The 23,224-nt window shown below is 72.0% G+C and carries 21 protein-coding genes; 7 read left to right on the top strand and 14 right to left on the bottom strand.

All coding sequences use genetic code 11. From position 1 onward, the window contains the following. Positions 1-2: 2 nt before the first annotated feature. The 5 genes from ACFE7W_RS10850 to purF all read right to left on the bottom strand — a co-directional run bounded on the left by ACFE7W_RS10850 (position 3) and on the right by purF (position 4,811). Positions 3-995, bottom strand: coding sequence for an alpha/beta hydrolase (locus ACFE7W_RS10850; RefSeq protein ID WP_375424776.1), 993 nt, complete (start codon positions 993-995; stop codon positions 3-5). A gap of 31 nt (positions 996-1,026) precedes the next feature. After that, a complete protein-coding gene (locus tag ACFE7W_RS10845) occupies positions 1,027-1,719 on the bottom strand; it encodes a DUF4870 domain-containing protein (protein WP_375424775.1) in 693 nt (230 codons plus the stop codon). 109 nt (positions 1,720-1,828) lie between these two features. Next, positions 1,829-2,029, bottom strand: coding sequence for a DUF3073 domain-containing protein (locus ACFE7W_RS10840; protein ID WP_375424774.1), 201 nt, complete (start codon positions 2,027-2,029; stop codon positions 1,829-1,831). Between the two features lie 134 nt (positions 2,030-2,163). Next, the gene (gene purM, locus ACFE7W_RS10835; protein WP_375424773.1) at positions 2,164-3,249 is read right to left on the bottom strand and encodes a phosphoribosylformylglycinamidine cyclo-ligase; all 1,086 of its coding nucleotides are present in this window, start codon (positions 3,247-3,249) and stop codon (positions 2,164-2,166) included. Further along, entirely contained in the window at positions 3,246-4,811 is a 1,566-nt protein-coding gene (gene purF, locus ACFE7W_RS10830; RefSeq protein WP_375424772.1) for an amidophosphoribosyltransferase, read from the bottom strand. Before purF ends, purM begins: the two co-directional genes overlap by 4 nt. 89 nt (positions 4,812-4,900) lie before the next feature. Between purF and ACFE7W_RS10825 the strand changes: the two genes are divergently transcribed. Genes ACFE7W_RS10825 through ACFE7W_RS10815 form a run of 3 tightly spaced genes read left to right on the top strand, consistent with a single transcriptional unit; the run spans position 4,901 to position 9,305 of the window. Then, entirely contained in the window at positions 4,901-6,658 is a 1,758-nt protein-coding gene (locus ACFE7W_RS10825) for a CDP-glycerol glycerophosphotransferase family protein (RefSeq protein ID WP_375424771.1), read from the top strand. Beyond that, positions 6,655-8,046 carry an 8-oxoguanine deaminase gene (locus ACFE7W_RS10820; protein ID WP_375424770.1) on the top strand — a complete coding sequence of 464 codons (1,392 nt, stop codon included), beginning with the start codon at positions 6,655-6,657 and terminating at the stop codon, positions 8,044-8,046. Before ACFE7W_RS10825 ends, ACFE7W_RS10820 begins: the two co-directional genes overlap by 4 nt. Next, positions 8,043-9,305 (top strand): DUF6986 family protein, encoded by a 1,263-nt coding sequence (locus ACFE7W_RS10815; protein WP_375424769.1) that lies wholly within the window; start codon positions 8,043-8,045, stop codon positions 9,303-9,305. The genes ACFE7W_RS10820 and ACFE7W_RS10815 overlap by 4 nt, the downstream gene beginning before the upstream one ends. Before the next feature lie 272 nt (positions 9,306-9,577). Here ACFE7W_RS10815 and ACFE7W_RS10810 read toward each other — a convergent pair whose 3' ends face one another. Continuing rightward, a complete protein-coding gene (locus ACFE7W_RS10810) occupies positions 9,578-9,907 on the bottom strand; it encodes an Lsr2 family protein (protein ID WP_375424768.1) in 330 nt (109 codons plus the stop codon). Positions 9,908-10,063: 156 nt separating this feature from the next. Next, positions 10,064-11,491, bottom strand: coding sequence for a glucose-6-phosphate dehydrogenase (gene zwf / locus ACFE7W_RS10805; protein ID WP_375424873.1), 1,428 nt, complete (start codon positions 11,489-11,491; stop codon positions 10,064-10,066). A 213-nt stretch (positions 11,492-11,704) separates the two neighbouring features. On the opposite strand from zwf, the gene allB reads away from it, so the two are divergent. Together allB and alc are read left to right on the top strand one after the other, a co-directional pair. After that, positions 11,705-13,096, top strand: a complete 1,392-nt coding sequence (gene allB, locus ACFE7W_RS10800) for an allantoinase AllB (protein WP_375424872.1) — start codon at positions 11,705-11,707, stop codon at positions 13,094-13,096. Continuing rightward, entirely contained in the window at positions 13,093-14,181 is a 1,089-nt protein-coding gene (alc, locus tag ACFE7W_RS10795) for an allantoicase (protein WP_375424767.1), read from the top strand. Before allB ends, alc begins: the two co-directional genes overlap by 4 nt. Before the next feature lie 4 nt (positions 14,182-14,185). Here alc and ACFE7W_RS10790 read toward each other — a convergent pair whose 3' ends face one another. Both ACFE7W_RS10790 and ACFE7W_RS10785 read right to left on the bottom strand, forming a co-directional pair. Continuing rightward, positions 14,186-14,374: a hypothetical protein gene (locus tag ACFE7W_RS10790; RefSeq protein WP_375424766.1), complete on the bottom strand. Its 189-nt coding sequence runs from the start codon at positions 14,372-14,374 to the stop codon at positions 14,186-14,188. 155 nt (positions 14,375-14,529) lie between these two features. Then, complete coding sequence (locus ACFE7W_RS10785; protein ID WP_375424765.1) at positions 14,530-15,867, bottom strand: dipeptidase; 1,338 nt, start codon at positions 15,865-15,867, stop codon at positions 14,530-14,532. Positions 15,868-15,900: 33 nt separating this feature from the next. Here ACFE7W_RS10785 and ACFE7W_RS10780 point away from each other — a divergent pair, with 33 nt between their 5' ends. Then, positions 15,901-16,683: a sugar isomerase domain-containing protein gene (locus ACFE7W_RS10780; RefSeq protein WP_375424764.1), complete on the top strand. Its 783-nt coding sequence runs from the start codon at positions 15,901-15,903 to the stop codon at positions 16,681-16,683. Between the two features lie 64 nt (positions 16,684-16,747). Here ACFE7W_RS10780 and purL read toward each other — a convergent pair whose 3' ends face one another. The 5 genes from purL to ACFE7W_RS10755 are packed head-to-tail and all read right to left on the bottom strand — an operon-like array spanning position 16,748 to position 22,890. Continuing rightward, positions 16,748-19,030 carry a phosphoribosylformylglycinamidine synthase subunit PurL gene (gene purL, locus ACFE7W_RS10775; protein WP_375424763.1) on the bottom strand — a complete coding sequence of 761 codons (2,283 nt, stop codon included), beginning with the start codon at positions 19,028-19,030 and terminating at the stop codon, positions 16,748-16,750. Positions 19,031-19,035: 5 nt separating this feature from the next. Beyond that, entirely contained in the window at positions 19,036-21,033 is a 1,998-nt protein-coding gene (locus ACFE7W_RS10770; protein WP_375424762.1) for a hypothetical protein, read from the bottom strand. Positions 21,034-21,040: 7 nt separating this feature from the next. Continuing rightward, positions 21,041-21,721 (bottom strand): phosphoribosylformylglycinamidine synthase subunit PurQ, encoded by a 681-nt coding sequence (gene purQ, locus ACFE7W_RS10765; protein ID WP_375424761.1) that lies wholly within the window; start codon positions 21,719-21,721, stop codon positions 21,041-21,043. After that, positions 21,721-21,981, bottom strand: a complete 261-nt coding sequence (purS, locus tag ACFE7W_RS10760) for a phosphoribosylformylglycinamidine synthase subunit PurS (protein ID WP_375424760.1) — start codon at positions 21,979-21,981, stop codon at positions 21,721-21,723. The genes purQ and purS overlap by 1 nt, the downstream gene beginning before the upstream one ends. A gap of 27 nt (positions 21,982-22,008) precedes the next feature. Then, a complete protein-coding gene (locus tag ACFE7W_RS10755) occupies positions 22,009-22,890 on the bottom strand; it encodes a phosphoribosylaminoimidazolesuccinocarboxamide synthase (RefSeq protein WP_375424759.1) in 882 nt (293 codons plus the stop codon). 140 nt (positions 22,891-23,030) lie between these two features. Here ACFE7W_RS10755 and ACFE7W_RS10750 point away from each other — a divergent pair, with 140 nt between their 5' ends. Beyond that, positions 23,031-23,216: a PspC domain-containing protein gene (locus ACFE7W_RS10750; RefSeq protein ID WP_375424758.1), complete on the top strand. Its 186-nt coding sequence runs from the start codon at positions 23,031-23,033 to the stop codon at positions 23,214-23,216. Positions 23,217-23,224: the final 8 nt, after the last annotated feature.

The raw sequence follows: 23,224 nt of genomic DNA, 5'->3' as shown, positions 1-23,224 counted from the left end.
TCCTAGGGGGCCCGGGTCGAGGCGGCCGGGTCGGCGTAGGCGGCGGTCCAGCGGGCGATCTCCCCGACCACCCGGGCCCGCACCTCCGGCGCGGAGAGCAGCAGGTCGTGCATCCCCTCCTGGATCCGGACCAGGGTCACGTGGCGTCCGAGCTTGACGGCGCGGGCCGCGATCTGGTCGACGTCCAGGACGCTGTCGACGGTGCGCAGCCCTTCGTGCCAGCGTCGGCCGAAGTCGGTGGCGCCCGAGGCCAGGACGAGGACCGGCACGTCGATGCCCAGACCGGCAGCGACGCGCTGGTGGCCGGCGAGGACGGCGCGCAGCCAGCCGGCGCGGATCGGCGGGCTGGGCGTCACCTTCAGCTCCAGGTCGTAGTCCCATTCACCCTCGAGAGTGCGGTGCAGCGCCCGGGCGTAGAAGCCCAGATCAGGCTGGAGCCGCAGTACCGACGTGGGGTTGCGGCTGCCCAGCGCGTCGATCAGCGGGCTGCCCACCGTACGGATCAGCGGTGAGCCCTGGAGGTCGAGCCACGGTGAGTTGAGCACCAGCCCGGACAGCCGGCCGGGCCGGGCGGCCGCCCACAGCGCGGTGACCAGGCCGCCGGTCGAGTGCCCCATCAGCAGCAGGCCGTCGTGCTCCTCGGCGATCAGGTCCGTCGCGGCGTCCAGCTCGACCTGGTACTCGTCCAGGTCGGTGACGAACCCGGGCAGGTGACCGCGACGGAGGCTACGGCCATAGCGCCGCAGGTCGAGGGCGTAGAACGCGTACCCCATCGCCTCGACCGCGTCGGCGAGGTGGGTCTGGAAGAAGTAGTCGTTCCAGCCGTGCACGTAGAGCAGGGCCGGCGGGCGGCCAGGAGCCACCGGCCCCGACCGCCGGACCAGGGTGGCCACCATCTCGACGTCGTCCGGCTCACCGGCGGCGCGCGCGGCGTCCGGCAGGACGAGATCGGTGGCCTCGAAGCCCGGCAGCAGGTCGGGATTCCACTCGGTCACCGGTCCAGCCTGCCAGACGCCCCAGGAGCGGCTACTTGATGAGCCGCCAGTTGACCGGGTAGCGGTAGAGCTCGTGCCGGTTCGAGGCCATGGCGGCGAGGATGCAGAGCACCAGGCCCCCGATGAAGACCAGCGGCAGCAGGATGCCCCCGACCACCACGGCGACCAGCACCGAGCAGACGACCTGGACGATGGTGTACAGGATCGAGAAGTTGAGCGCCTCGACCGAGGTCTCCTTCAGCCAGGCACTGCGGTCCTTGTAGACGAGGTACACGATGAGCGGGCCGATGAAGCCGAAGAACGGGATCGAGATGTGGGACAGCAGGCCCCAGAGCTTCTCGTCACTCTCCGACACCGGTGCGCCGCCGCCCGGGTAGCCCGGCTGACCGTAGGGCTGGGGCGGGTAGCCCTGCTGGGGCGGGTAACCGCCCTGTTGCGGTGGGTAGCCCGGTTGCCCGGCGTAGCTTTGCTGGGGCGGGTAGCCACCCTGCTGAGGGGGGTAGTCGCCCTGCTGCGGGAAGCCGTGCTGGGGCGGGTAGCCCTGCTGAGGGGGGTAGCCCTGCGGCGCCTGCTGGTCGTAGGCCGGCGGAGGCGTCTGCTGCTGGTAGCCCGCCGGGTCGTTGGCCGAGGTCGCAGAACTCGGCCCGGCGCCGTAGGGCGGCTGGTTCGGGTCGTCGCTCGCAGCGGAGGACGGACCGGGTACGTCCGATGGTGGCTGACTCATGCGGACAGGCTAGAACGCCAGCGGCCCATGGTGGGGCATTTACCCACAGATCTTCACTTCAGGGCAGCCGGACGAGCAACCTTTGGCTCGACGGACCGGTGCGGCAGGACTAGCCGGACTTGCGGAGCGCCTGGTACCCGTCGTCGTCCTCGACCTGATCGTCGGCCGGATCAGCGTAGGCAGGCGGAATCTGTTGCCCATCCGACCCCCGAAGCTCCTGCTCGAGCGAGGTGAAGTCCGTGTCGAACGATCGGTACTTCAGCTCGCGAGCGACCTTGGTCTGCTTCGCCTTCGCACGGCCGCGCCCCATATCGGGTCGACCCCCTCGCATTTGTCTGCCGGCGGCCTCGGCCGCGGCTCAGGTTGAATATGCTGTCGTGCCCACGATGCTACCCAATGGTCTGCACGCTGCAAAGCAGGGCTCGGCCCGTGGAGGCAGGACCACTAGCCGCGAGGGTGCTCACCGACCAGGCTCACGGTGCCGGCACGGGCGCTGCGGTCGGAGGCGCCGCCGGCTGGCTCGACAGTACCGCAGACCCACCCTCGCAGCCCCCGCTCGCCGAGCAACCCGATCGCCGCGTCCGCGGCGTCGGCCGGCAGCACCGCGACCATCCCCACGCCGAGGTTGAGTGTGGCCTCCAGGTCAGGCGTCGACACCCTCCCGACCCGCCGCACCAGGTCGAAGACGGGGGCTGGGGTCCAGGTGCCGCGGTCGATGGTGACCGAGCACGAGGCGGGCACGACACGGGCCAGGTTGTTGGCCAGGCCGCCGCCGGTGACGTGGCTCATCGCGTGCACCTCGACCACGTCGAGCAGGGCGAGGCAGTCCAGGGCGTAGACCCGGGTGGGCTCGAGCAGCTCGGCCCCGAGGGTCCGGCCGAGCTCGGGCACGTCGCGGTCCAGGCTCCAGCCGGCCCGGGTGAGCAGCACGTGTCGCACCAGCGAGTAGCCGTTGGAGTGCAGGCCCGAGGACTCCAGGGCCAGCACCACGTCGCCCGGGACGATCCGGTCGGCGCCGAGGATCCGGTCCCGCTCGACCACACCGGTCGCCGCCCCCGCGACGTCGTACTCCTCCGGCTCCAGCAGGCCGGGGTGCTCGGCCGTCTCGCCGCCCAGCAGGGCACAACCCGCCGCGGTGCAGGCCTCGGCGATCCCCTTCACGATCGCGGCGATCCGCTCAGGCTCGACCTTGCCGCACGCGATGTAGTCGGTCATGAACAGCGGCTCGGCGCCGCACACCACCAGGTCGTCGACGACCATCCCGACCAGGTCGAAGCCGATGGTGTCGTGCACGCCCATCGCCTGGGCGATCGCCACCTTGGTGCCGATGCCGTCGGTCGAGGTCGCCAGCACCGGGGAGCGCATGCCGGCGATCCGGCTCGCATCGAAGAGTCCGGCGAAGCCGCCGATCCCGCCCAGCACCTCGGGGCGGCGGGTCTTGCCCACCCACTCCTTCATCAGCTCGACGGCCCGGTCGCCCGCCTCGATGTCGACTCCGGCCGCGGCGTAGGCCGACTGCTCCGTGGTCACGGGCGGGCGAGGGCGTCCCCGGCCCCGACGCTGACGGGACTGACGACGTGGCGACCGTGGGTGTCGTGGCGGCCGTGAGCGTCCTCGAGGACGTTCTTGCCCAGCCGTTCGCTGAGGGGCAGCTCGACCGGGTAGACGCCGTCGAAGCACGCCCGGCAGAGCGCGTCCTTGCCGACCTCGGTTGCCGCGACCAGGCCGTCGAGCGAGACGTAGCCGAGGGAGTCCGCACCGATCGAGCGGCAGATCTCGTCGCTGCTCAGGCCGGTGGCGATCAGCTCGGCGCGGGAGGCGAAGTCGATGCCGTAGAAGCACGGCCACTTGACGGGCGGCGAGGAGATCCGGACGTGGATCTCCTTGGCCCCGGCCTCGCGCAGCATCCGCACCAGGGCTCGCTGGGTGTTGCCGCGGACGATCGAGTCGTCGACGACCACCAGCCGCTTGCCGGCGATCACGTCGCGCAGCGGGTTGAGCTTGAGCCGGATGCCGAGCTGACGGATCGTCTGGCTGGGCTGGATGAAGGTCCGGCCGACGTAGGAGTTCTTGACCAGGCCCTGGCCGTACGGGATGCCGGACTGCTCGGCGTAGCCGATCGCGGCCGGCGTGCCCGACTCCGGCACCGGGATGACCAGGTCGGCGTCGGTCGGGAACTCCTTCGCCAGCGTCCGGCCCACCTCGACCCGGACCGAGTGCAGCCGGCGGCCCGAGATCATGGTGTCGGGCCGGGCCAGGTAGACGTACTCGAACAGGCAGCCCTTGGGCTCCGGCGTCGCGAAGGTGCGCGACCGCAGTCCGTCCCCGTCGATGGTGATCAGCTCACCGGGAGCCACCTCACGGATGAAGGACGCGCCCACGATGTCCAGCGCGGCGGTCTCGCTCGCCACCACCCAGCCCCGTTCCAGCCGGCCCAGCACCAGCGGCCGGATGCCCTGAGGATCCCGCGCGGCGTACAGGGTCTCCTCGTCCATGAAGACCAGGCTGAACGCCCCGCGCAGCCGGGGCAGCACCTCGACGGCGGCCTCCTCGATGCTCAGACCGGGATAGGTGGCCATCAGCGCGGTGACCAGGGAGGTGTCGGTGGTGGCCTCCTGGGAAAGGGCGCCCGGCAGCAGCTCGGCCGACTCGTCGTCGCGCTGGTGCAGCCACTCCTGCAGCTCGAGGGTGTTGGTGAGGTTGCCGTTGTGGGCCAGCGCGATGCTGCCTGCCGCGGTCGAGCGGAAGGTGGGCTGCGCATTCATCCACACGCTCGCACCGGTGGTGGAGTAGCGACAGTGCCCGACGGCGAGGTGGGCGCCGCCGAGGGACTCCAGGGTGGCCTCGTTGAAGACCTGCGACACCAGCCCCATGTCCTTGTAGACCATGATCTGCTGGCCGCGCGGCGTGCTCTTGCTGACGGCGATCCCAGCGGACTCCTGGCCGCGGTGCTGCAGCGCGTAGAGGCCGAAGTAGGTGAGCTTGGCGACCTCCTCGTGCGGAGCCCACACCCCGAACACCCCGCAGGCGTCCTGGGGACCGCGCTCGGCGGGGTCGAGGTCGTGATTCAAGCGCCCGTCAGCAAGTGCCACTGCCTCATCGTAACCTGAGCGGTCCCCCCGGCTCTCCGGCCCGCGCGGTCAACACGGCGCGACGGGGCCTGACCACTACCCTTCTCGTCATGCCCGACTCCCGCCAGACCTCCCGCGTGAGCCTGCGCGGCTGGTCCTCGGTGGTCGGGACGGCGCTCTCCAAGGTGGTCGAGCTCGCCCTCGCCAACGCCGCCCAGGTCTGCTCGGTGCTGGCCGCCGTGCTGCTGCTGGCCCCCTCGGGTCTGGTCGGCCGGCTGCTGGGGAGCCTGGCGGGTCTCGCGGCGCTGGGGACCACCGGCTGGCTGCTGCGCCAGGCCGCCCGCCGACCGCTGACGCCGTTCCTCGGCTCCTCGGCCGGCCCGCGGCTGCTGCTGCTGGTGGCCGTCGGCGCCGCCCTGGTGGCCCGCCGCCCCGACGACGCCGGCTGGTTCTGGTCGGCGACCGGTCTCGGCCTGCTGGCCGTGCTGACCGAGACCTCGCTGCGGGTCTCCCTGGCCAAGACCGAGCAGGTGGCGGTCAACCTGCCCGGCGTCGAGCCCGTGCCGGAGCCGCCGTTCCCGCCCAGGTCGGTCGTCTGGGCCAGCGTGGCCCTGGTGCTGCTCGGGGCGGTCCTCGCTGCCGTTGCCGCCCCGGGCTGGCTCTACCTCGTCCTCGCGGCGTCGGCGCTGGCTGCCGTCGGTGCCCAGCTCGCGGCGGCCACCCGGGCGAACCTGGTGGCCACCCGCGCGGCCACCGGACTGCGCAAGGCGCTGGAGAGGTACCAGCCCGCGTTCGTCGTCTACTACGCCGCGGTGGTCGGCGCCCGGTACCAGCTCGGCATGTGGCTGCCTTACCTGGAACGTATGGGCCTGCCCTTCGTGGTGGTGACCCGTAACGCCTCCACCGTGCCGACCATCGCCACACTGACCGCGGCTCCCATCGTGGTGCCGCGCACGCGGGGCAGCGTCGGCGGCCTGGACGCGGTGGTGGTACCCACCTTGCGGGCGGCCTTCTACGTCCAGGGCGACGTGCGCAACTCCCACTTCATGCGCTACGAGCAGCTGACCCACTGCTGGCTCAACCACGGCGACTCCGATAAGTCCGCCAACTGGAGCCCCAAGCACGCCGCCTTCGACAAGGTGTTCGTCTGCGGCCAGCAGGGTGAGGACCGCTACGCCGCGCACAAGGTGGGCATCAGCCCGAGCCGGTTCGTCCGCGCCGGCCGGCCGCAGGTGGAACGGATCGAGGTGCACGACGCACCGCCGCCCCCCGGCCGGCCGCGCACCGTCCTCTACGCTCCGACCTGGCGCGGTGGGCGGCCGAAGACCAACCACTCCTCGCTGCCGGTCGCGGAGAGGATCGTCGACGGGCTGCTCGAGCACGGAGCCACGGTGGTGTTCCGACCGCACCCGCTGAGCTACAACGAACCCACCGACGCCGATATCTGCCGCCGGATCCACGACCGGCTGACCGCTGACGGCAGGGCCACCGGTCGGGTCCACGTCTGGGGAGCGAAGGCCGAGCAGGAATGGGACATCCCCGACTGCGTGAACGCGGTCGACGCCCTGGTCACCGACGTCTCGTCGGTCGCCTCGGACTTCCTCGCGTCGGGCAAGCCGATCGCCATGGTCGCCATCCAGCGTCGCGGGGACGCCTTCCGCAAGGAGTTCGCCATGGCCCGGGTCTCGTACCTGATCGAGAAGGACCTGTCGACGCTGGAGAGCGCCCTGGACGACCTGCTGGAAGACGATCCGCTGGCCGAGAAGCGCCGCGCGTACCGCAGCTACTGCCTCGGGGACGAGCTCGGCGAACACGCGGCCGAGCCGTTCCTGCGCGCCGCCGGACGCATCGTGGGACGCCAGAAGTGACGGCCCCGCCCGAGACCGGAGGGGGCCTGCTCGCCCTGGTCGGCGGCCACGTCGCCACCAACGACGCCGGCCGGAGCGAGCACGGCCCGGGTCACCTGGTTGTCGAGGGCCAACGGATCGTCGCGGTCGGCGCGGGGCCACTGCCGGCGCAGTACCGCGAGGCGAGCGTGGTCGACGCCAGTGGTTGCCTGATCACGCCGGGGCTGGTGAACACCCACCACCACCTCTACCAGTGGATCACCCGCGGTGCGGCCGTCGACGGCACGCTCTTCGAGTGGCTGCAGACGCTCTACCCCGTCTGGGCCGGGCTGGACGTCGGGCTGACCACCACGGCCGCCACGGGCGCGCTGGCCTGGCTGGCGCGCTCGGGCTGTACGACGACCACCGACCACCACTACGTCTTCCCGGCCCAGGGGGGCGACCTGCTCGGCGCGGAGATCGCGGCGGCCCGGCGGGTGGGGCTGCGGTTCCACCCGACCCGAGGGTCGATGGACCTCGGCGTCAGCGCGGGTGGGTTGCCGCCCGACGACGTGGTCGAGGACGTGGACGCCATCCTGGCGGCATCGGAAGCGGCGATCCTCACCCACCACGACCCGTCGGCCGACTCGATGCTGCGGATCGCGTTGGCGCCCTGCTCGCCCTTCTCGGTGACGGCCGGGCTGCTGACCGCCTCGGCCGAGCTCGCCCGCCGCTACGGCGTCCGGCTGCACACCCACCTGGCCGAGTCGACCGACGAGGACGACTACTGCCGGGAGCACTTCGGCCGGACCCCGGTCGAGCACCTGGACTCCCTGGGCTGGCTCGGCCCTGACGTCTGGTTCGCCCACGCCGTGCACCTCGACGACGCCTCCATCGCCCGGATGGCGGCGACGGGGACGAGCGTCGCGCACTGCCCCTCCTCGAACGCCCGGCTGGGCGCCGGCATCGCCCGCGCCCGTGACCTGCGTGCCGCCGGCGTCGCGGTCGGGCTCGGGGTGGACGGCGCCGCCTCGAACGAGGCGAGCTCGTTGTGGGAGGAGATGCGGCACGCGCTGCTGTTCGCGCGCGCCCGCGGCGGACCGCAGGCCCTGGGCGTCCGGGACGCCCTCGACATGGCCACCATGGGCGGCGCGCGGGTGCTCGGTCGGCAGGACGAGATCGGCTCGCTGGAGGTCGGCAAGCTGGCCGACGTCGCCGTCTGGCGGATCGACGGGCTCGGACACGCCGACGTCGCCGACCCGGTCGCCGCCCTGGTCCTGGGCGGACCGCCGCCCTTGGAGCTGTTGCTGGTCAACGGCCGACGGGTGGTGGAGTCCGACGCGGTGCTGGGCGTCGACGCCGACGAGCTGGCGGCGGAGGTCGCGGCCGCGAGCCGCGAGCTCTGGGCCCGGGCGGGTCAGGCTCGATGACCGCGCTGACCCCGGACGACCTGGCCGCCGTCGACGCCGCTCTGGCCCCGGCCGACGCGGAGCGGGTGGCCCGGTTCCCGGGTGACCGGACGGACCGGCAGCCGGTGCACACCGTCTACGTCCCGGCCGACCGCTTCACCGCTGACCTCGCCCACCGCTGGGGTGCCGCCGCGCAGGCCGCCCTGGCGGAGCACGCACCCGGCGCCGCCGACCTGGCCCGCGTGGTCGGTTGGCCCGAGGAGGAGGTCGCCCCGGTCTGGGACGCGGTCATGGCCAAGCTCACACGCGAGCCGATCGAGGACCTGCGGGTGGACCTGGAGGACGGCTACGGCACCCGCCCCGACGACGTGGAGGACGCCGACGCCGTCGCCGCCGGTCGGTCGATCGCGGTGGCGGTGCGCCAGGGCACCGCCCCGCCGTACCTGGGGATCCGCTTCAAGTCGCTGGAGGGCGCGACGCGGCGGCGCGGCCTGCGCAGTCTCGACCTGGTCCTCGGCGCGCTGCTCGCGGGGACCGAGCTGCCGACCGGCTGGGTGGTCACCCTGCCCAAGGTGACCTCGGTCGCCCAGGTCAGCGCGATGGTCGACGTCTGCGGGCGACTGGAGCGCGGCTACGGCCTCGCCGCCGGCGCGCTGCGGTTCGAGATCCAGGTCGAGACGCCTCAGGCGGTGCTGCTGCCGGACGGTGCGGCCGGGGTGGCACGGATGCTGCAGGCCGCCGACGGCCGCTGCACCGGTCTGCACTTCGGCACCTACGACTACACCGCCGCCCTCGGCATCGCCGGGGGTTTCCAGGCGCTCGACCACCCGGCCGCCGACCACGCCAAGGCCGTGCTCCAGCTGGCCGCCGCCGGGACCGGGGTCCGGGTCAGCGACGGCTCCACCAACCTGGTGCCGAGCGGCGACCGGGTCGCGGTGCACGCCGGCTGGGCCCGGCACGCGCGGCTGGTGAGCCGGGCTCTGGAGCGGGGCTTCTACCAGGGCTGGGACCTGCACCCGGCCCAGCTGCCCACCCGCTACCTCGCGACCTACCTCTTCTTCCGCTCCGACCTAGACGTGCTCGGCCAGCGGCTGGGCCATTACCTGAAGGGAACGACCTCGGCGGGCGGGGCGATGGACGAGCCGGCGACAGCCCAGGCCCTGGCGGCGTTCCTGCTGCGTGGGATGCACTGTGGGGCGGTCTCGGCTGCGGAGGTCCGGGAACGGACCGGAGCCGAACCCGAGCAGGTGGCGGCGCTGGCCTCTCGACGCGTCGGCTGAACCTCTCCGCTCGCTCGATCCACCCCTGCGGCAAGGCAGCGATCCGGTAGTGGGAGCGTTTCCCCGGCCGCTCGGCCGTCGATATCGAGTCGAGGTCCGGGCCCACCGGCTAATCGGCTCCGAGTCGCCGAGAACCGGATAACGCTGAGACCGGCGGCGGCACGGGTCGCAGGGCGACCCGCCCCCCGCCGGAACGCGCGGAACTCTGTGCGGCGACTAATCGTTACTTTCGCAAAAAAGTTTCCGAGAGCGACCGGTATTTCATCGCGGCTTCAGTGAGCGGCGCGGTACTGCTCGATCAGCTCGGTGGAAAGGCGACCGCGCGAGGAGACACCCAAACCCTTCTCCTCGGCCCAGGCACGCACGGCCCTCGTGTCCACCGGAGCCGGCTCGGCCTTGCCTCCACGAGTGCCGCGGCCGGTCACCCGGCGTGCCTTCTCGGTGTAGACGCGAAGGTCCTCGCGCAGCTTCTCGACATTCTTGCTGCTGAGGTCGATCTCGTAGGTGGCGCCTTCCAGCGAGAAGGAGACACTCTTACCTTCGGCGTCGATTTCACTGCCATCCAGATCGTCATACGTCTTGACGATGGTCTTCTGCGCCACTGCTGTGAGCCTTTCTTCCCTCGAGACACCCTGACAACCATGAGTGTAGGGCGATTCTTTCGCGCGTCCAATTGACTCGGACAACTTGAGCAAATCTTGAGGGTTATCCCGTCGGGGGCAAAAGGCGACGTCGTGAGAGCGTCGGGGTAATTTCGCTCAGGCTCGCTTGGTGCGCCAAGCGCGTTCGAAGGGCAGCCGCCATGCGTGCGGGGCCACGAGCTGGTGAATGGCGTTCGGACCCCAGGAACCCTGGGCATACGGCTTCACCGGGGGCGGGTTGCGCAGCAGGGGCTCGGAGCGCTCCCACAGGCTCTCGATACCCTCGGCCGTGGTGAACAAGGTGTGGTCGTCGCGCATCGCGTCCATGATGAGCCGCTCGTACGCTTCGAGGACGTCACCGGCCCGGTCGGTCTCCTGGGTGGAGAACTGCATGCTCAGCTTGTCCAGCTTCATCCCGGGTCCTGGCCGCTTGCCGTAGAACGACAGCGACACCTTGGACTCATCCGCCAGGTCGAAGGTCAGGTGGTCCGGGCCTGAGGCGCCAACTCCGGAGCCGCCCGGGAACATCGACTTGGGCGCCTCCTTGAAAGCGATCGAGATGATGCGCTGGCCCTCGGCGAGCCGCTTGCCGGTACGGCAGTAGAACGGCACACCCGCCCAGCGCCAGTTGTCGATCCCCGCTTTGAGGGCGATGAAGGTCTCCGTGTCGGAGTCCCGGGCCACCCCCTCCTCCTGCCGGTAACCGCTGTACTGGCCGCGGACGACCTCGTTCGGGTTCAGCGGCAGCATCGAGCGGAAGACCTTGTTCTTCTCCTCGCTGATGGCTCGCGGCTCCAGCGCCGTCGGTGGTTCCATCGCGACGAACGCGAGCACCTGGAAGAGGTGGGTGACGACCATGTCCTTGTACGCGCCCGTGGCCTCGTAGAAGCCGGCGCGACGGTCCAGACCGAGGGTCTCGGGAATGTCGATCTGGATGTGGTCGATGAAGTTGCGGTTCCAGATGGGCTCGAACAGGCCATTGGCGAAGCGGAAAGCCAGGATGTTCTGAGCCGCCTCCTTGCCCAGGAAGTGGTCGATGCGGAAGATCTGACGCTCACGGAACGTCTCGTGGACCTGGTCGTTCAGCAGGATCGCGCTCTGCAGGTCGGTGCCGAATGGCTTCTCCATCACCACCCGGGACCGCTCCACCAGTCCGGCGGAACGCAGGGTGTTGATCACCGCCGGCGCGGCGGCCGGCGGCACGCTCATGTAGTGCAGCCGGCCGACCTGGCCGCCCAGCTTCTCCTCGGCGATCCGTACCGCCTCGGCCAGGCCCTCGGGCCCCGCCGACTGGGGCACGTAGGTCAGCCGTTGAGCGAACTCCACCCACTGGCCGTCGCTGAGCGGGTGGTGGGTGAACTCGGTCACCGCCTGCTTGGCGAACTCCCGGAACGACTCCTCGGTGTAGTCCTCCAGCGAGGTGCCGATGACCTGGATGTCGGGAGCCAGGGCAGACAGCGCGAGGTGCGCCAGCCCGGGCAGCAGCTTGCGGCGGGACAGGTCACCGGTGGCTCCGAAGAGCACGATGACGTGCGGCTGCAAGATCTCGAGGCCGTTGCGCGAGGGCCGTGAGCCGGGCGCAGGATAGGCGATCGTCTGGGCGAGTTCGGAGACCACGGTCCGATGCTCGCACCTGCGCCCCCGGCCAACAACGGCAGGGTCGCGCGCCGCGGAGGCTTTTTCCGTGGCCCGCCGGGCAGCGTCGGCGAGACGGCGACGTCGAGCGCACGCAGCCGGGCACGACAGAATGGCCGCGTGATGAGCAGCGAGGAACCTCGACCCGACGGCGTCGACCTGGTCTTCCGGGGCCGGGTGCTGACCGAGGACGGGATCGTGCTGCGGCGGGTGGCGGTCAGCAACGGGCGCATCGTCACCGTGGAGTCGGTGTCGGACTGGGCCTCGACCACCCGTCACGGGTCCGCCGGCGCCGACCCGGGAACTGATGGCCACGTCGTCGAGCTGGCCGAGGACGAGGTGCTCGTCCCTGGGCTGGTGGACACCCATGTGCACGTCAACGAGCCCGGCCGGACCGAGTGGGAGGGGTTCGCCACGGCGACCCGGGCTGCCGCGGCCGGCGGGGTGACCACGCTGCTGGACATGCCGCTCAACTCGATCCCCGCCACCACCAGCCTCACCAGCCTGCAGGTCAAGCAGGCCGCGGCCGAGGGGCAGTGCAGCGTCGACGTGGGCTTCTGGGCCGGCGCCGTACCGGACAGCCTCGGCCACCTCGCCGAGCTGCACGAGGCCGGGGTCTTCGGCTTCAAGTGCTTCCTGCTCGACTCCGGCGTGCCGGAGTTCCCGCCGCTCTCGCCCTCCCAGCTGCGGGAGGCCATGACCGAGATCGCCGCGTTCGACGGGCTGCTGATCGTGCACGCCGAGGACCCGGACGTCATCGCCGGCCACGCCGTCCCGCACACCGTCCACTATGCGGAGTTCCTGGGCTCGCGGCCTCCCGAGGCCGAGACCGCGGCGATCGACACGGTGATCGACGCGGCCCGGGAGACCGGCTGCCGCACCCATCTGGTGCACCTCTCCAGCGCCGCCGCGCTGCCGGCGATCGCTGCGGCCCGGGCGGCCGGGGTCCGGCTCAGCGTCGAGACCTGTCCGCACTACCTGACCCTGGCCGCGGAGCGGATCGCCGACGGCCAGACCCAGTTCAAGTGCTGCCCGCCGGTCCGCGAGGCGGCGAACGCCGAGCAGCTCTGGCAGGCGTTGGCCGACGGTGTGATCGACTTCGTGGTCTCCGACCACTCCCCCTCGACCGCGGACCTCAAGCTGCTGGACGAGGGCGACTTCGGAGCCGCCTGGGGCGGCATCTCCTCGCTGCAGCTGGGCCTGTCGCTGGTCTGGAGCGGGGCCCGGGAACGCGGTCTCGAGCTGGCTGACGTCCTCGGCTGGATGGCCCGACGGCCCGCCGAGATCGTCGGCGTGGCCGGCAAGGGCCGGATTGCGGTCGGCTACGCGGCCGACCTCGCCGTCTTCGCCCCCGAGCAGGAGCACACCGTGGACGCCACCCGGCTGGAGCACCGCAACCCGGTCACCCCGTACGACGGCCTGGTCCTGCGCGGCGTGGTCCGCGCCACCTACCTGGCGGGCCGGCCGGTCACGGCCGAGCCGTCTGGTCGGCTGCTGGTCCGCGGGGCGGCATGACCGTGCGCGACTTCACCTCCTACCCCGACCTCGCCTCCCGCGACCTCGCCGGTAGCGTGATCAGCGCCAACGACGAGCTCTTCGCCCCGCGCCAGGCGCTGATCATGCCGCGGCCGGCGGTGCACGCCGCGGACGAGTTCGGCCACACGGGCAAGGTCTACGACGGCTGGGAGACCCGGCGCCGGCGGGAGCCCGGCAACGACTGGGCGGTGGTCCGGCTCGGCGTCCCCGGCGTGGTGCACGGCGTGGTCGTCGACACCGCCTTCTTCAAGGGCAACTACCCGCCCTTCGTCAGCGTCGAGGCCACCTCGGTCGAGGGCTACCCGGACGCCGAGGCCTTCGCCTCGCTGACCTGGACGACGATCCTGGACCGGACGCCCTGCCGCGGGGACACCGAGAACCACTACCCGGTGACCAGCGACCGGCGCTGGACCCACGTACGGCTCAGCATCTACCCCGACGGCGGCGTGGCCCGCTTCCGCGTGCACGGCGAGGTGGTCCTCGACCCGCGCTACCTGACCACCACCGTCGACCTGCTGGCGCTGGAGAACGGCGGCCGGCTGCTCGAGACCTCGGACGCCTTCTACTCCTCCCCCGAGAACCTGATCCTGACCAGCCGGGCCCGGATCATGGGCGAGGGCTGGGAGAACGCGCGGCGGCGCGGGCCGGGGAACGACTGGGCCGTCTACCGGCTGGCCGCGCGCGGGGAGCCGACCATGATCGAGGTCGACACCTCCTACTTCATCGGCAACGCGCCCGGCAAGGTCCGGATCAGCGTGGCCGACGAGGACGCCGGACCAGTGACCGACGAGGGCGCCTGGTGGGACGTGGTGCCCCAGATCCCGGTGCTGGTGGACACCCGCCACCGGTTCCTCGTCGACACCCGGCGGCCCGCGACCCACCTCCGGCTCGACGTCTACCCCGACGGTGGGATGACCCGGCTGCGCTGCTTCGGCGAGCTGGCTCCCGGCGAGCGTGAGCAGCTGTACCAACGCTTCTGGGACCGGCTGCCGCCGGAGCACCGGCAGTTCGGCGAGACGATGCCGACCGCTCCCCAGGACGCCCTGCCCGCCGACCAGGTGTGAGAGCTCAGACGACCTGCGAGGTCTGGGCCGCGAGGTAGTGCCGTAGCTCGGCGGTCTCGGCGACCGCCTGCTCGTCCTCGGGGACGAGCGCGGCCGGCCTCGCCGACTCCTCCAGGGTCCGCTCGAGGCGGGACCACTGGGGCGAGCCCGCACGATGCAGGAGGTGGCGGAAGGCGGACAGGGCGTGGGACATCGGATCCTCCAGGGAACCTCGGGGTGGAGGGCGACGCTGCCGGAACGCACGCGGCCTGCTGCCGCGGCACCGCCTACAGCCCCGGCGAGGGTTCCGGCATTCCCGTCGTGGAGAGGTGCGGCTTCATGATCTTGGTCACGGACACACCTTGATCATCAGCTCTGGAGGTCGGCAAATCCCTGCAGCATCAGCGTTTCCGCAACGCAGGCAGCCTGGAAGTCACCGAGGTGGAGCGACTCGTCGGTGCCGTGGGCCCGGGTGTCCGGGTCGCCCACGGCGGTGACCAGGACGGTCGCCTCCGGGAAGGCCGCGCCGAAGTCGGCGACCATGGGGATCGAGCCGCCCTGACCGACGAAGACCGGCGGCACCCCCCAGGCGTCGGCGAAGGCGGTCCGGGCGACCTCGGCGTACGGGCCGGCGAAGCTGATGGTGGACGGCTCGCCGCTGTCGCCCGGCGTGACGGTGAGATGCGCGCCGTAGGGCACGTGCTCGTGCAGGTGGGCGGCCAGCTTGGCCGTGGCCGCACGGGCGTCGTCGCCCGGGGCCACCCGGAGACTGAGCTTGGCCCGGGCCACCGGCACCAGGGTGTTGGAGGCCCGAGCCACCGGGGTGGCGTCGAGGGCGATCACCGCGACCGCCGGCTTGCACCACAGCCGTTCCACCACCGTGCCGGTACCGATCTGCTGCACGCCGTCGAGCAGCCCGGACTCGGCACGCAAGCGGTCCTCGGGATACTCCAGCTCGGGGGGCGGCGACGTGCTCAGCCCGGCCACGGCGACGTCCCCGTGCTCGTCGTGCAGGGTGGCCAGCAGCCGGCAGAGGGTGGTGAGCGCGTCCGGGGCCACGCCGCCGTAGGCACCCGAGTGAACGGCATGGTCGAGGGTGCGCAGCTCGACGTAGCACTCCCCGATGCCCCGGAGCGAGGTGGTGAAGGCCGGTTGCCCGACCGCCCAGTTGGCCGAGTCGGCGATCACGAAGACGTCGGCGGCCAGCTGCTCGCGGTGCGCGTCGAGCAGCGCGGCCAGGGTCGGCGAGCCCATCTCCTCCTCACCCTCGAGAAACACCGTCACCCCCACCGGCGGCTGGCCGTCGAAGGCGCGCAACGCGGCCAGGTGCACGGCCAGGCCACCCTTGTCGTCGGCGGTGCCGCGGCCGAAGAGGCGCGCGCCACGCTGCGTGGCCTCGAACGGCGGACTGGACCACAGCGCCAGGTCGCCCTCGGGCTGGACGTCGTGGTGCGCGTACAGGCAGACCGTCGGCTGGCCGGCGGGTGCGGGGTAGCGGGCGATGACCGCCGGCTTGCCGCCGGCGGCGCGGACCACCTGGACGTCGGGGCAGCCGAGCTCGGTGAGCAGCCCCGCCGCCAGGGCCGCGGAGGCCTCCACCTGATCGGCCCGCGCAGGGTCGTCGCTGACCGAGGGGATGGCCACGAGCCGGGCGAGGTCGGCCAGGACGGCGGGCTGCTGGGCGCGTACTGTCTCGGCCAGAGTCATGGCACGAGCCTAGGGCAGCGGTGGAGGGCAGTGATGGGTGACCGGACCGTCAACCAGCAGACGGCGGCGCAGCGGCTCCGGGCCGCGTTCGACGCCGTCGTCGAGACCCAGCAGCCGGCCATCGCCGCCGCGGCCGACCTGGTGGTGGCGTCTCTCAGGGCCGGTGGGGTGGTCCAGGTCTTCGGCACCGGGCACTCGCGCAGCTTCGCGATGGAGATCGCCGGGCGGGCCGGCGGGCTGGTCCCGGCCAACAAGATCTCGATCACCGACCTCGTCTTCTACGGCGAGCTGAGCCCTGAGCAGGTGCTGGACCCGCACCTGGAACGCGACCCCTCGCTGGCCGCCTCACTGCTGGCGGTGCACGACATCCGGCCGGCCGACATCTTCCTGGTCTGCTCGAACTCCGGCGGCAACGGTTCGACCGTCGAGCTGGCCCGGTTGGTCAAGGAGCACGGCCACCCGCTGGTCGCGGTCACCTCGATGGACCACACGTCCAGGATCGAGTCCCGGCATCCCAGCGGCCTGCGGCTGTTCGAGCTGGCCGACGTGGTGATCGACAACCGCGGCGTCTTCGGCGACGCCGAGCTGCCGCTGCCCGCAGGCCCCGACGGTGAGGAGCGCGGCGCCGTCCTGGCGACCTCCACGGTGACGAGCGCCCTGATCGCGCAGCTGCTCGTCACCGAGGTCTGCGGCCTGCTGCTCGAGGCCGGCGAGGAGGTGCCGATCCTCATCTCGGCCAACATCCCGGGCGGGGACGCCCACAACGACCGGCTCCGCGAGCGCTACGGCAGCCGGGTCAGGTCCGGCGGGCCGTAGCTCCCTCGCCGACTTGTCAGAACTGAGTTGCCCCTGGGAACAACTGGGTTCTGACAGGTCGGTCTCAGGAGGCCAGGGCGGCGGGAAAGGTGCCCGTCCAGGCCTGGCGGACCTGGTCCAGCCGCAACTCGAACTGACCCTCGACGGCCAGCGCCGCACTGCCGGTGCCGGTGACCTGACCCAACGGCTGCAGCGGCACCTCGTGCTCAGCGGCCAGGGCGGTGAGCCTCGAGACCTGGTCGGACGTCACCGAGACCAGCACCCGGCCCGCGCTCTCGGAGAACAGGGCGACGAAGGGGTCCAGACCGTCCGGCAGCCGGACCGAGGCCCCGTGGCCGCGGCGGAGCGTGGACTCGACCAGAGCCTGCGCCAGCCCCCCGTCGGCCAGGTCGTGAGCGCTGGTCAAGAGGCCCTCGCGGCCCGCGACGACCAGCAGCGAGGCCAGCCGCTGCTCGTGGGCGAGGTCGACCGTCGGCGGCAGCCCGCCGAGGTGGTCGTGGGCGACCTCGGCCCACGCCGAGCCGGCCAGCTCGTCGCGGGTGTCGCCCAGCAGCAGGATCTGGTGCCCCTCAGCGGCGAACCCCATCGGCGTCCGCCGCGCCACGTCCTCGATCACGCCGAGCACGCCGATCACCGGCGTCGGCAGGATCGCGGTCCGGCCGGTCTGGTTGTAGAAGCTGACGTTGCCGCCGGTGACCGGGGTGCCGAGCGCACGGCAGCCGTCCACGAGACCCCGGATGGCCTCGGTGAACTGCCACATCACCGCCGGGTCCTCCGGCGAGCCGAAGTTCAGGCAGTCCGAGACCGCGACCGGCTGGGCACCGGTCACGGCCACGTTCCGGTACGCCTCGGCCAGGGCCAGCTGGGCTCCGGTGTAGGGGTCGAGGGCGGTGAAGCGACCGTTGCCGTCGGTGGCCAGGGCCACGCCGAGCCCGGACGCCTCGTCGATCCGGAGCATCCCGGCGTCCTCCGGCTGGGCCAGCACCGAGTTGCCGCGGACGTAGCGGTCGTACTGGTCGGTCACCCAGGAGCGGTCGCAGAGGTTGGGCGAGGCCACCAGCGCCAGCAGCGTGTCGGCCAGCTCGGCGCCGGTCGCGGGTCTCGCAAGTCCCTCCACCCCGGCCGCCTGCAGCTCATCCTGGGCCGCCGGCCGGCCGTAAGGGCGCTCGTAGACCGGGCCTTCGTGGGCGACGGTGCGCGGGTCGACGTCGACGATGGTCTCCCCGTGCCACTGGATGACCAGCCGGTCGTCCTCGGTGACCTCCCCGACCACCGTGGCCTGCACGTCCCACTTGGCGCAGATGGCCAGGAACCGCTCGACGTCGGCCGGCTCGACGACGGCCATCATCCGCTCCTGGGACTCGCTCATCAAGATCTCCTCCGGCGCCAGCGAGGAGTCCCGAAGCGGTACCCGGTCGAGCTCGACGTGCATCCCCCCGTCACCGGCGGCCGCCAGTTCGGAGGTCGCGCAGGAGATGCCCGCGGCGCCGAAGTCCTGGATGCCGGTGACCACCCTCGCCGCGAACAGCTCCAGCGTGCACTCGATCAGCAGCTTCTCCATGAACGGGTCGCCGACCTGGACCGCTGGGCGTTTGGACGGCCCCTTGCTCGTCCCGTCAGCAGCGGCGTCGAAGGTCTCCGAGGCCAGGATCGAGGCGCCGCCGATGCCGTCACCGCCGGTCGAGGCGCCGTAGAGGATGACCGCGTTGCCGGCGCCCGTGGCCTTGGCCAGGTGCAGGTCCTCGTGCCGCAGCACGCCAACGCAGAGCGCGTTGACCAGCGGGTTCCCGAGGTAGCTGCGGTCGAAGACGACCTCGCCGCCGATGTTCGGCAGGCCCAGGCAGTTCCCGTAGCCGCCTACCCCGGACACGACGCCGGGCAGCACCCGCGCGGTGTCGGGCTCGTCCAGCGGACCGAAGCGGAGGGAGTCCATCACCCCGATCGGCCGGGCGCCCATGGCCAGGATGTCGCGGACGATGCCGCCCACCCCGGTAGCCGCGCCCTGGTGCGGCTCGACGTAGCTCGGGTGGTTGTGGGACTCGATCTTGAACGTCACCGCGTAGCCCTGGCCGATGTCCAGCACCCCGGCGTTCTCGCCGATGCCGGCGAGCAGCTTGCCGGCCGGCGTCTCCTGGCTCAGCTCGCCGAACCGGCGCAGGTGCACCTTGGAGGACTTGTACGAGCAGTGCTCGGACCACATCACCGAGTACATGGCCAGCTCGGAGGAGGACGGCCGGCGGCCGAGGATCTCGCGGATCCGTCCGTACTCCCCCTCGGTCAGCCCGAGGTCGGACCAAGGCTGGACCTGGTCGGGGGTGCGTGACGCGTTCTCGACGGTGTCCACCACGGGCGTCAGGGTACCGGGCCTCGGAGCAGCCGGTCGAAGCAGAACCAGGCGATGGTCACCGCCACGACACCGGTCCCCGCCAGGAAGACGCTCGCCCCGCCGTCGTTGAGCAGCGTCCCGAGCACCCCGGTGGCCAGGGCCGCGACCAGTACGGCCCGGAGCGTGGAGAACCTCTCGACCAGCACCGGCAGGGCGTAGCGGAAGATCGCCACCCAGACGACCGCGCCGATGATGATCGAGGGGACGCCGAGCGGGCTGATGAAGGTCTCCGCCGACGCCACGGCCTTGCGGGCGACCACGTCGACCGCGTCGCCGTCGATGACCCGCTGGACGAAGTTGCCGAGGTGGCTGCGCCGGTCCGGTCCCCGGGCCCAGTCGAGCACCGAGATCGCGCCGACGGCCAGCACCGCGGACAGCCCGACGGCGACCAGCCGGGGCCACGTGATGCGGACGCCGCTGACCATCAGCAGCAGCCACAGCACCGGTGGGGTCAGAGCGATGACGCCGCCGAAGTCGGTGCCCATCGAGGGCCACCCCTCGCAGATCACGATGCCGAACCCGATCACCGCCACCGCCACCGCCGCAGCCCGGCGGTGACCGTGCACGAGCTGGCGGTGGGCGATCCAGCCGGCCAGGAACAGCCCCGCGGTCGCGTAGGTGGCGAAGGTGACGTTGCCGAAGCCGTACCAGCGCAGCCCGTAGATCGGCCGGGAGTTGAGCATCGAGCCCGCTTGCATCGGCGCGCCGAGGGCCGCGTCCACGGTGAAGGCGGCGACCGCGATCGCGGCACCGACGACGGGGGCCGGGACCCGCAGCCGACGCGCCAGCACCAGCACCAGCGTCGTGAGGACCACCGACCAGCCGACCACCACGGCGCCGAGGACCGGACCGGGGTGAGCGGCCCGGCTCCACGGCACGGCTCCGGTGAGCATCATCACGGCGCTCAGCACGCTGCCGTAGGCCATCACCAGCCGCGGCAGCGCCCAGCGGCGCCGGAGCACCTGGACGACCAGGAGGACGAACCAGAAGGCGCCGAAGAGGCCCAGGATCGTGTAGCCGACCACCACGCTCTCCGACAGCGCCCGGACGGCGGCGAGGTGTCGGCTCACGGCCGGGACGCTCAGCGTCGACGGGTCGACCGCCAGCGGCGATCCGTCGACGGCCTCCGGGACGCCGGCGCCCGGACGCGCGTCGTGGTCGATCAGCGTCCGGGTCAGATCGGTCAGGGTGACGATCCCCTCCCGTCGCGTGCTGGCCGAGGTCAGCCAGCCGGGGAACGTGGTGCCCAGCCGGTAGACCACCTGCAGGCTCGGGTCGTCCGAGCCGGTGACCGGGCCGATCCCGGTGACGACCAGGGCCCGCGAGCCGTCGGCGGCCAGCCGGGCGATCACCTCGTCGCTGGCCGCGCCCGCGTCCACCAGGGTGGTGGGGCAGGACGTGCTCATGCCGTCGGCCAGGAACTGGGCGACGGTCCGGTACCCGGGCACCGACCCGTCCGGACGCGCGGCCGCGAGCGCGGCGCCCGGACCGACGGCCGTGATGCAGCCCCGCACGGACGCGGCCAGCGTCCCCAGCTGTGCGTCGCCCCGGCTCGCGGCGGCGGCGGCGCGGTAGGCGGGCCAGTCCGCGATCCGGCCGTCGACCACCTGCGGGTCGCAGAGATCGCCGACCGCGGCGCGGCGACCGGCACCCAGTGTCGTCCAGCCGGCGGCTGCGCAGCGACCCACGTAGCGGGGCCGGATGCTGACCGAGCCCACCTCGGCGTCGTCGAGGTGGGCACCCAGCACGGTGCGGTCCACCGCGGTCAGGTCGGTGCGCCCGGGTATCCCGACCAGCACGACCTGGTCGCGCGACACCGCGACCTCGACGGCCGGTTCGGCCAGTGCGTGCACCCCGCGGAGCACGGCGAAGAGTGCGACCAGCAGCAGCAGGACCGCGAACCAGCGTCGGCTGAGCGCCGGGGCCGGTGCGGGTGTCCGGGGCCGGGCGCGGTGGGCCGCCATCGGACGGCTAGACCCGAGCGGTCAGGGCGCTCAGGACGCTGGTGAAGAAGGCCACGCCGTCGGTGGTCGGGCCGGTCAGCGGGTCGACGTTGTGCTCGGGGTGCGGCATCAGGCCGACGACGTTGCCACGCTCGTTGCTGATCCCGGCGATGTCGCGGTAGGAGCCGTTCGGGTTGCCGTTGCGGTAGCGGAAGACCACCCGGCCCTCGCCCTCCAGCCGGTCCAGGGTGTCGGCATCGGCCACGAAGCCGCCCTCGCCGTTCTTGAGCACGATGGTGATCTGCTGCCCCGGCGCGAAGTCCGAGGTCCAGGCCGTGCTGGTCGAGGTAACCTCGAGATCCTGGTCGACGCAGACGAAGGTCCGGACGTCGTTGCGGATCAGGGCACCCGGCAGCAGGTGGGCCTCGCAGAGGATCTGGAAGCCGTTGCAGATCCCCAGCACGGGCATCCCGGCCCCCGCCGCTGCGATGACCGACTCCATCACCGGCGAGAAGCGCGAGATCGCGCCGCAGCGCAGGTAGTCGCCGTAGGAGAAGCCGCCGGGCAGGATCACCGCGTCGACGCCCTGCAGATCGGCCTCGCCGTGCCAGAGCGGCACCGGCTCGGCCCCGCTGAGCCGGACGGCACGGAGCGCGTCCACGTCGTCGAGCGACCCGGGGAAGGTGACCACGCCGATCCGGGCCGCCATCAGAGCGCCGCCTCGGCGGCGGTCTCCAGGCGGACGTCGAAGCTCTCGATCACCGTGTTGGCCAGCAGCGTCTCGGCCGCCCGGTGGATCTCGGCCAGCCGCGCGTCGGTCACCTCGCCGTCGACCTCGATCTCGAACCGTTTGCCTTGGCGCACCGACAGGCCGGCAAAGCCCAGCCGCCCGAGCGCCCCGGTCACCGCCTTGCCTTGGGGATCCAGGATCTCCGGCTTCGGCATCACGTCGACCACCACTCGCGCCATACGGGCGATCTTATCGGGGAGTGGCGATCATCCCGGTTCCGCCTCGAGGACGAGCGGCGCCCCGGTGAGCCGCTCGTACGCGTCCAGGTACCGCTGCCGGGTGGCGGCGACCACCTCGGGCGGGAGCGGCGGCGGCGCCTGACCCGAGTGGCGGTCCCAGCCGGACTCGCGCAGCAGCCAGTTGCGCACGTACTGCTTGTCGAAGGAGTCCAGCCGGCCGCCGGGCTCCCAGGTGGCCGCCTCCCAGAAGCGTGAGGAGTCCGGGGTCAGCACCTCGTCGGCGAGCACGATCGTCCCGTCGCGACGCTGCCCGAACTCGAGCTTGGTGTCGGCCAGGATGATGCCGCGCTCACGGGCGACCCCCTCGGCTCGGGCGTAGACGGCGAGCGTCAGGTCCCGCAACGTCGCTGCGGTCTCCTCCCCTACCGTCGCGGCGACCGTGGCGAAGTCGACGTTCTCGTCGTGCTCCCCCAGCTCGGCCTTCGTGGCCGGGGTGAAGATCGGTTCCGGCAGCCGGGAGCCGTCGACCAGCCCCTCGGGCAGCGGCACGCCGCAGACCGTCCTCGACTCCTGGTACTCCAGCCACCCGGAGCCGGTCAGGTAGCCGCGGGCGACGCACTCGACCGGCAGCATCGTGAGCCGCTCGCAGACCACCGCCCGGCCCGCCACCTCCACCGGCACCTCGGTGGACAGGACGTGGTCGGGAACGAGGTCGCCGAGCTGGGCGAACCACCACAGCGACAGCTGGGTCAGCACCCGGCCCTTGTCGGGCACGGCCGGCTCGAGGACGAAGTCGAACGCGCTGATCCGGTCCGAGGCCACCATCAGCAGCCGGTCGTCCTCCAGCGCGTACAGCTCGCGAACCTTGCCTGCGTGCACGAGCGGCAGGCCCAGCGACGAGGTGTCCATACAGCGATCCTGTCACCAGGGCGCTCAGGGAAGCCTCGCGTCCACCCCTGACGTCGACCCGGAACCAGCCAGCAGGACCCTGGCGGCGCCTCCGGCGGTGGGCCACAGTGGAGGAGCAGCCCACTACCGAAGGGACCTCCGTGTCAACCACCCTCGTCCGCCCCCGTTCCGACCGGATGATCGCGGGGGTGTGCTCCGGGATCGGTCGCCGCTTCGGCGTCAGTGCCAACGTCGTCCGTCTCATCTTCCTGCTGAGCATGCTGCTGCCCGGCCCGCAGATCCTGATCTACCTCGCCGGTTGGCTGCTCATCCCCAAGGAGTACTGAGGCCAACG

The organism is uncultured Friedmanniella sp. (assembly GCF_964244285.1).
GTDB lineage: Bacteria > Actinomycetota > Actinomycetes > Propionibacteriales > Propionibacteriaceae > Microlunatus.
The sequence above is the reverse complement of the archived record's forward strand: the minus strand, read 5'-3'. Positions and strand labels throughout refer to the sequence as shown.

Excerpts from the sequence above, each read along its gene's own strand:
- ACFE7W_RS10815 (WP_375424769.1), top strand. The coding sequence starts at position 8,043 with ATGACCGCGCTGACCCCGGACGACCTGGCCGCCGTCGACGCCGCTCTG.
- ACFE7W_RS10840 (WP_375424774.1), bottom strand. The coding sequence starts at position 2,029 with ATGGGGCGCGGCCGTGCGAAGGCGAAGCAGACCAAGGTCGCTCGCGAG.
- purS (WP_375424760.1), bottom strand. The coding sequence starts at position 21,981 with ATGGCGCGAGTGGTGGTCGACGTGATGCCGAAGCCGGAGATCCTGGAT.
- ACFE7W_RS10770 (WP_375424762.1), bottom strand. The coding sequence starts at position 21,033 with ATGGCGGCCCACCGCGCCCGGCCCCGGACACCCGCACCGGCCCCGGCG.
- ACFE7W_RS10845 (WP_375424775.1), bottom strand. The coding sequence starts at position 1,719 with ATGAGTCAGCCACCATCGGACGTACCCGGTCCGTCCTCCGCTGCGAGC.
- ACFE7W_RS10825 (WP_375424771.1), top strand. The coding sequence starts at position 4,901 with ATGCCCGACTCCCGCCAGACCTCCCGCGTGAGCCTGCGCGGCTGGTCC.
- ACFE7W_RS10790 (WP_375424766.1), bottom strand. The coding sequence starts at position 14,374 with ATGTCCCACGCCCTGTCCGCCTTCCGCCACCTCCTGCATCGTGCGGGC.
- purQ (WP_375424761.1), bottom strand. The coding sequence starts at position 21,721 with ATGGCGGCCCGGATCGGCGTGGTCACCTTCCCCGGGTCGCTCGACGAC.
- ACFE7W_RS10780 (WP_375424764.1), top strand. The coding sequence starts at position 15,901 with ATGGGTGACCGGACCGTCAACCAGCAGACGGCGGCGCAGCGGCTCCGG.
- allB (WP_375424872.1), top strand. The coding sequence starts at position 11,705 with ATGAGCAGCGAGGAACCTCGACCCGACGGCGTCGACCTGGTCTTCCGG.
- alc (WP_375424767.1), top strand. The coding sequence starts at position 13,093 with ATGACCGTGCGCGACTTCACCTCCTACCCCGACCTCGCCTCCCGCGAC.
- ACFE7W_RS10755 (WP_375424759.1), bottom strand. The coding sequence starts at position 22,890 with ATGGACACCTCGTCGCTGGGCCTGCCGCTCGTGCACGCAGGCAAGGTT.
- ACFE7W_RS10785 (WP_375424765.1), bottom strand. The coding sequence starts at position 15,867 with ATGACTCTGGCCGAGACAGTACGCGCCCAGCAGCCCGCCGTCCTGGCC.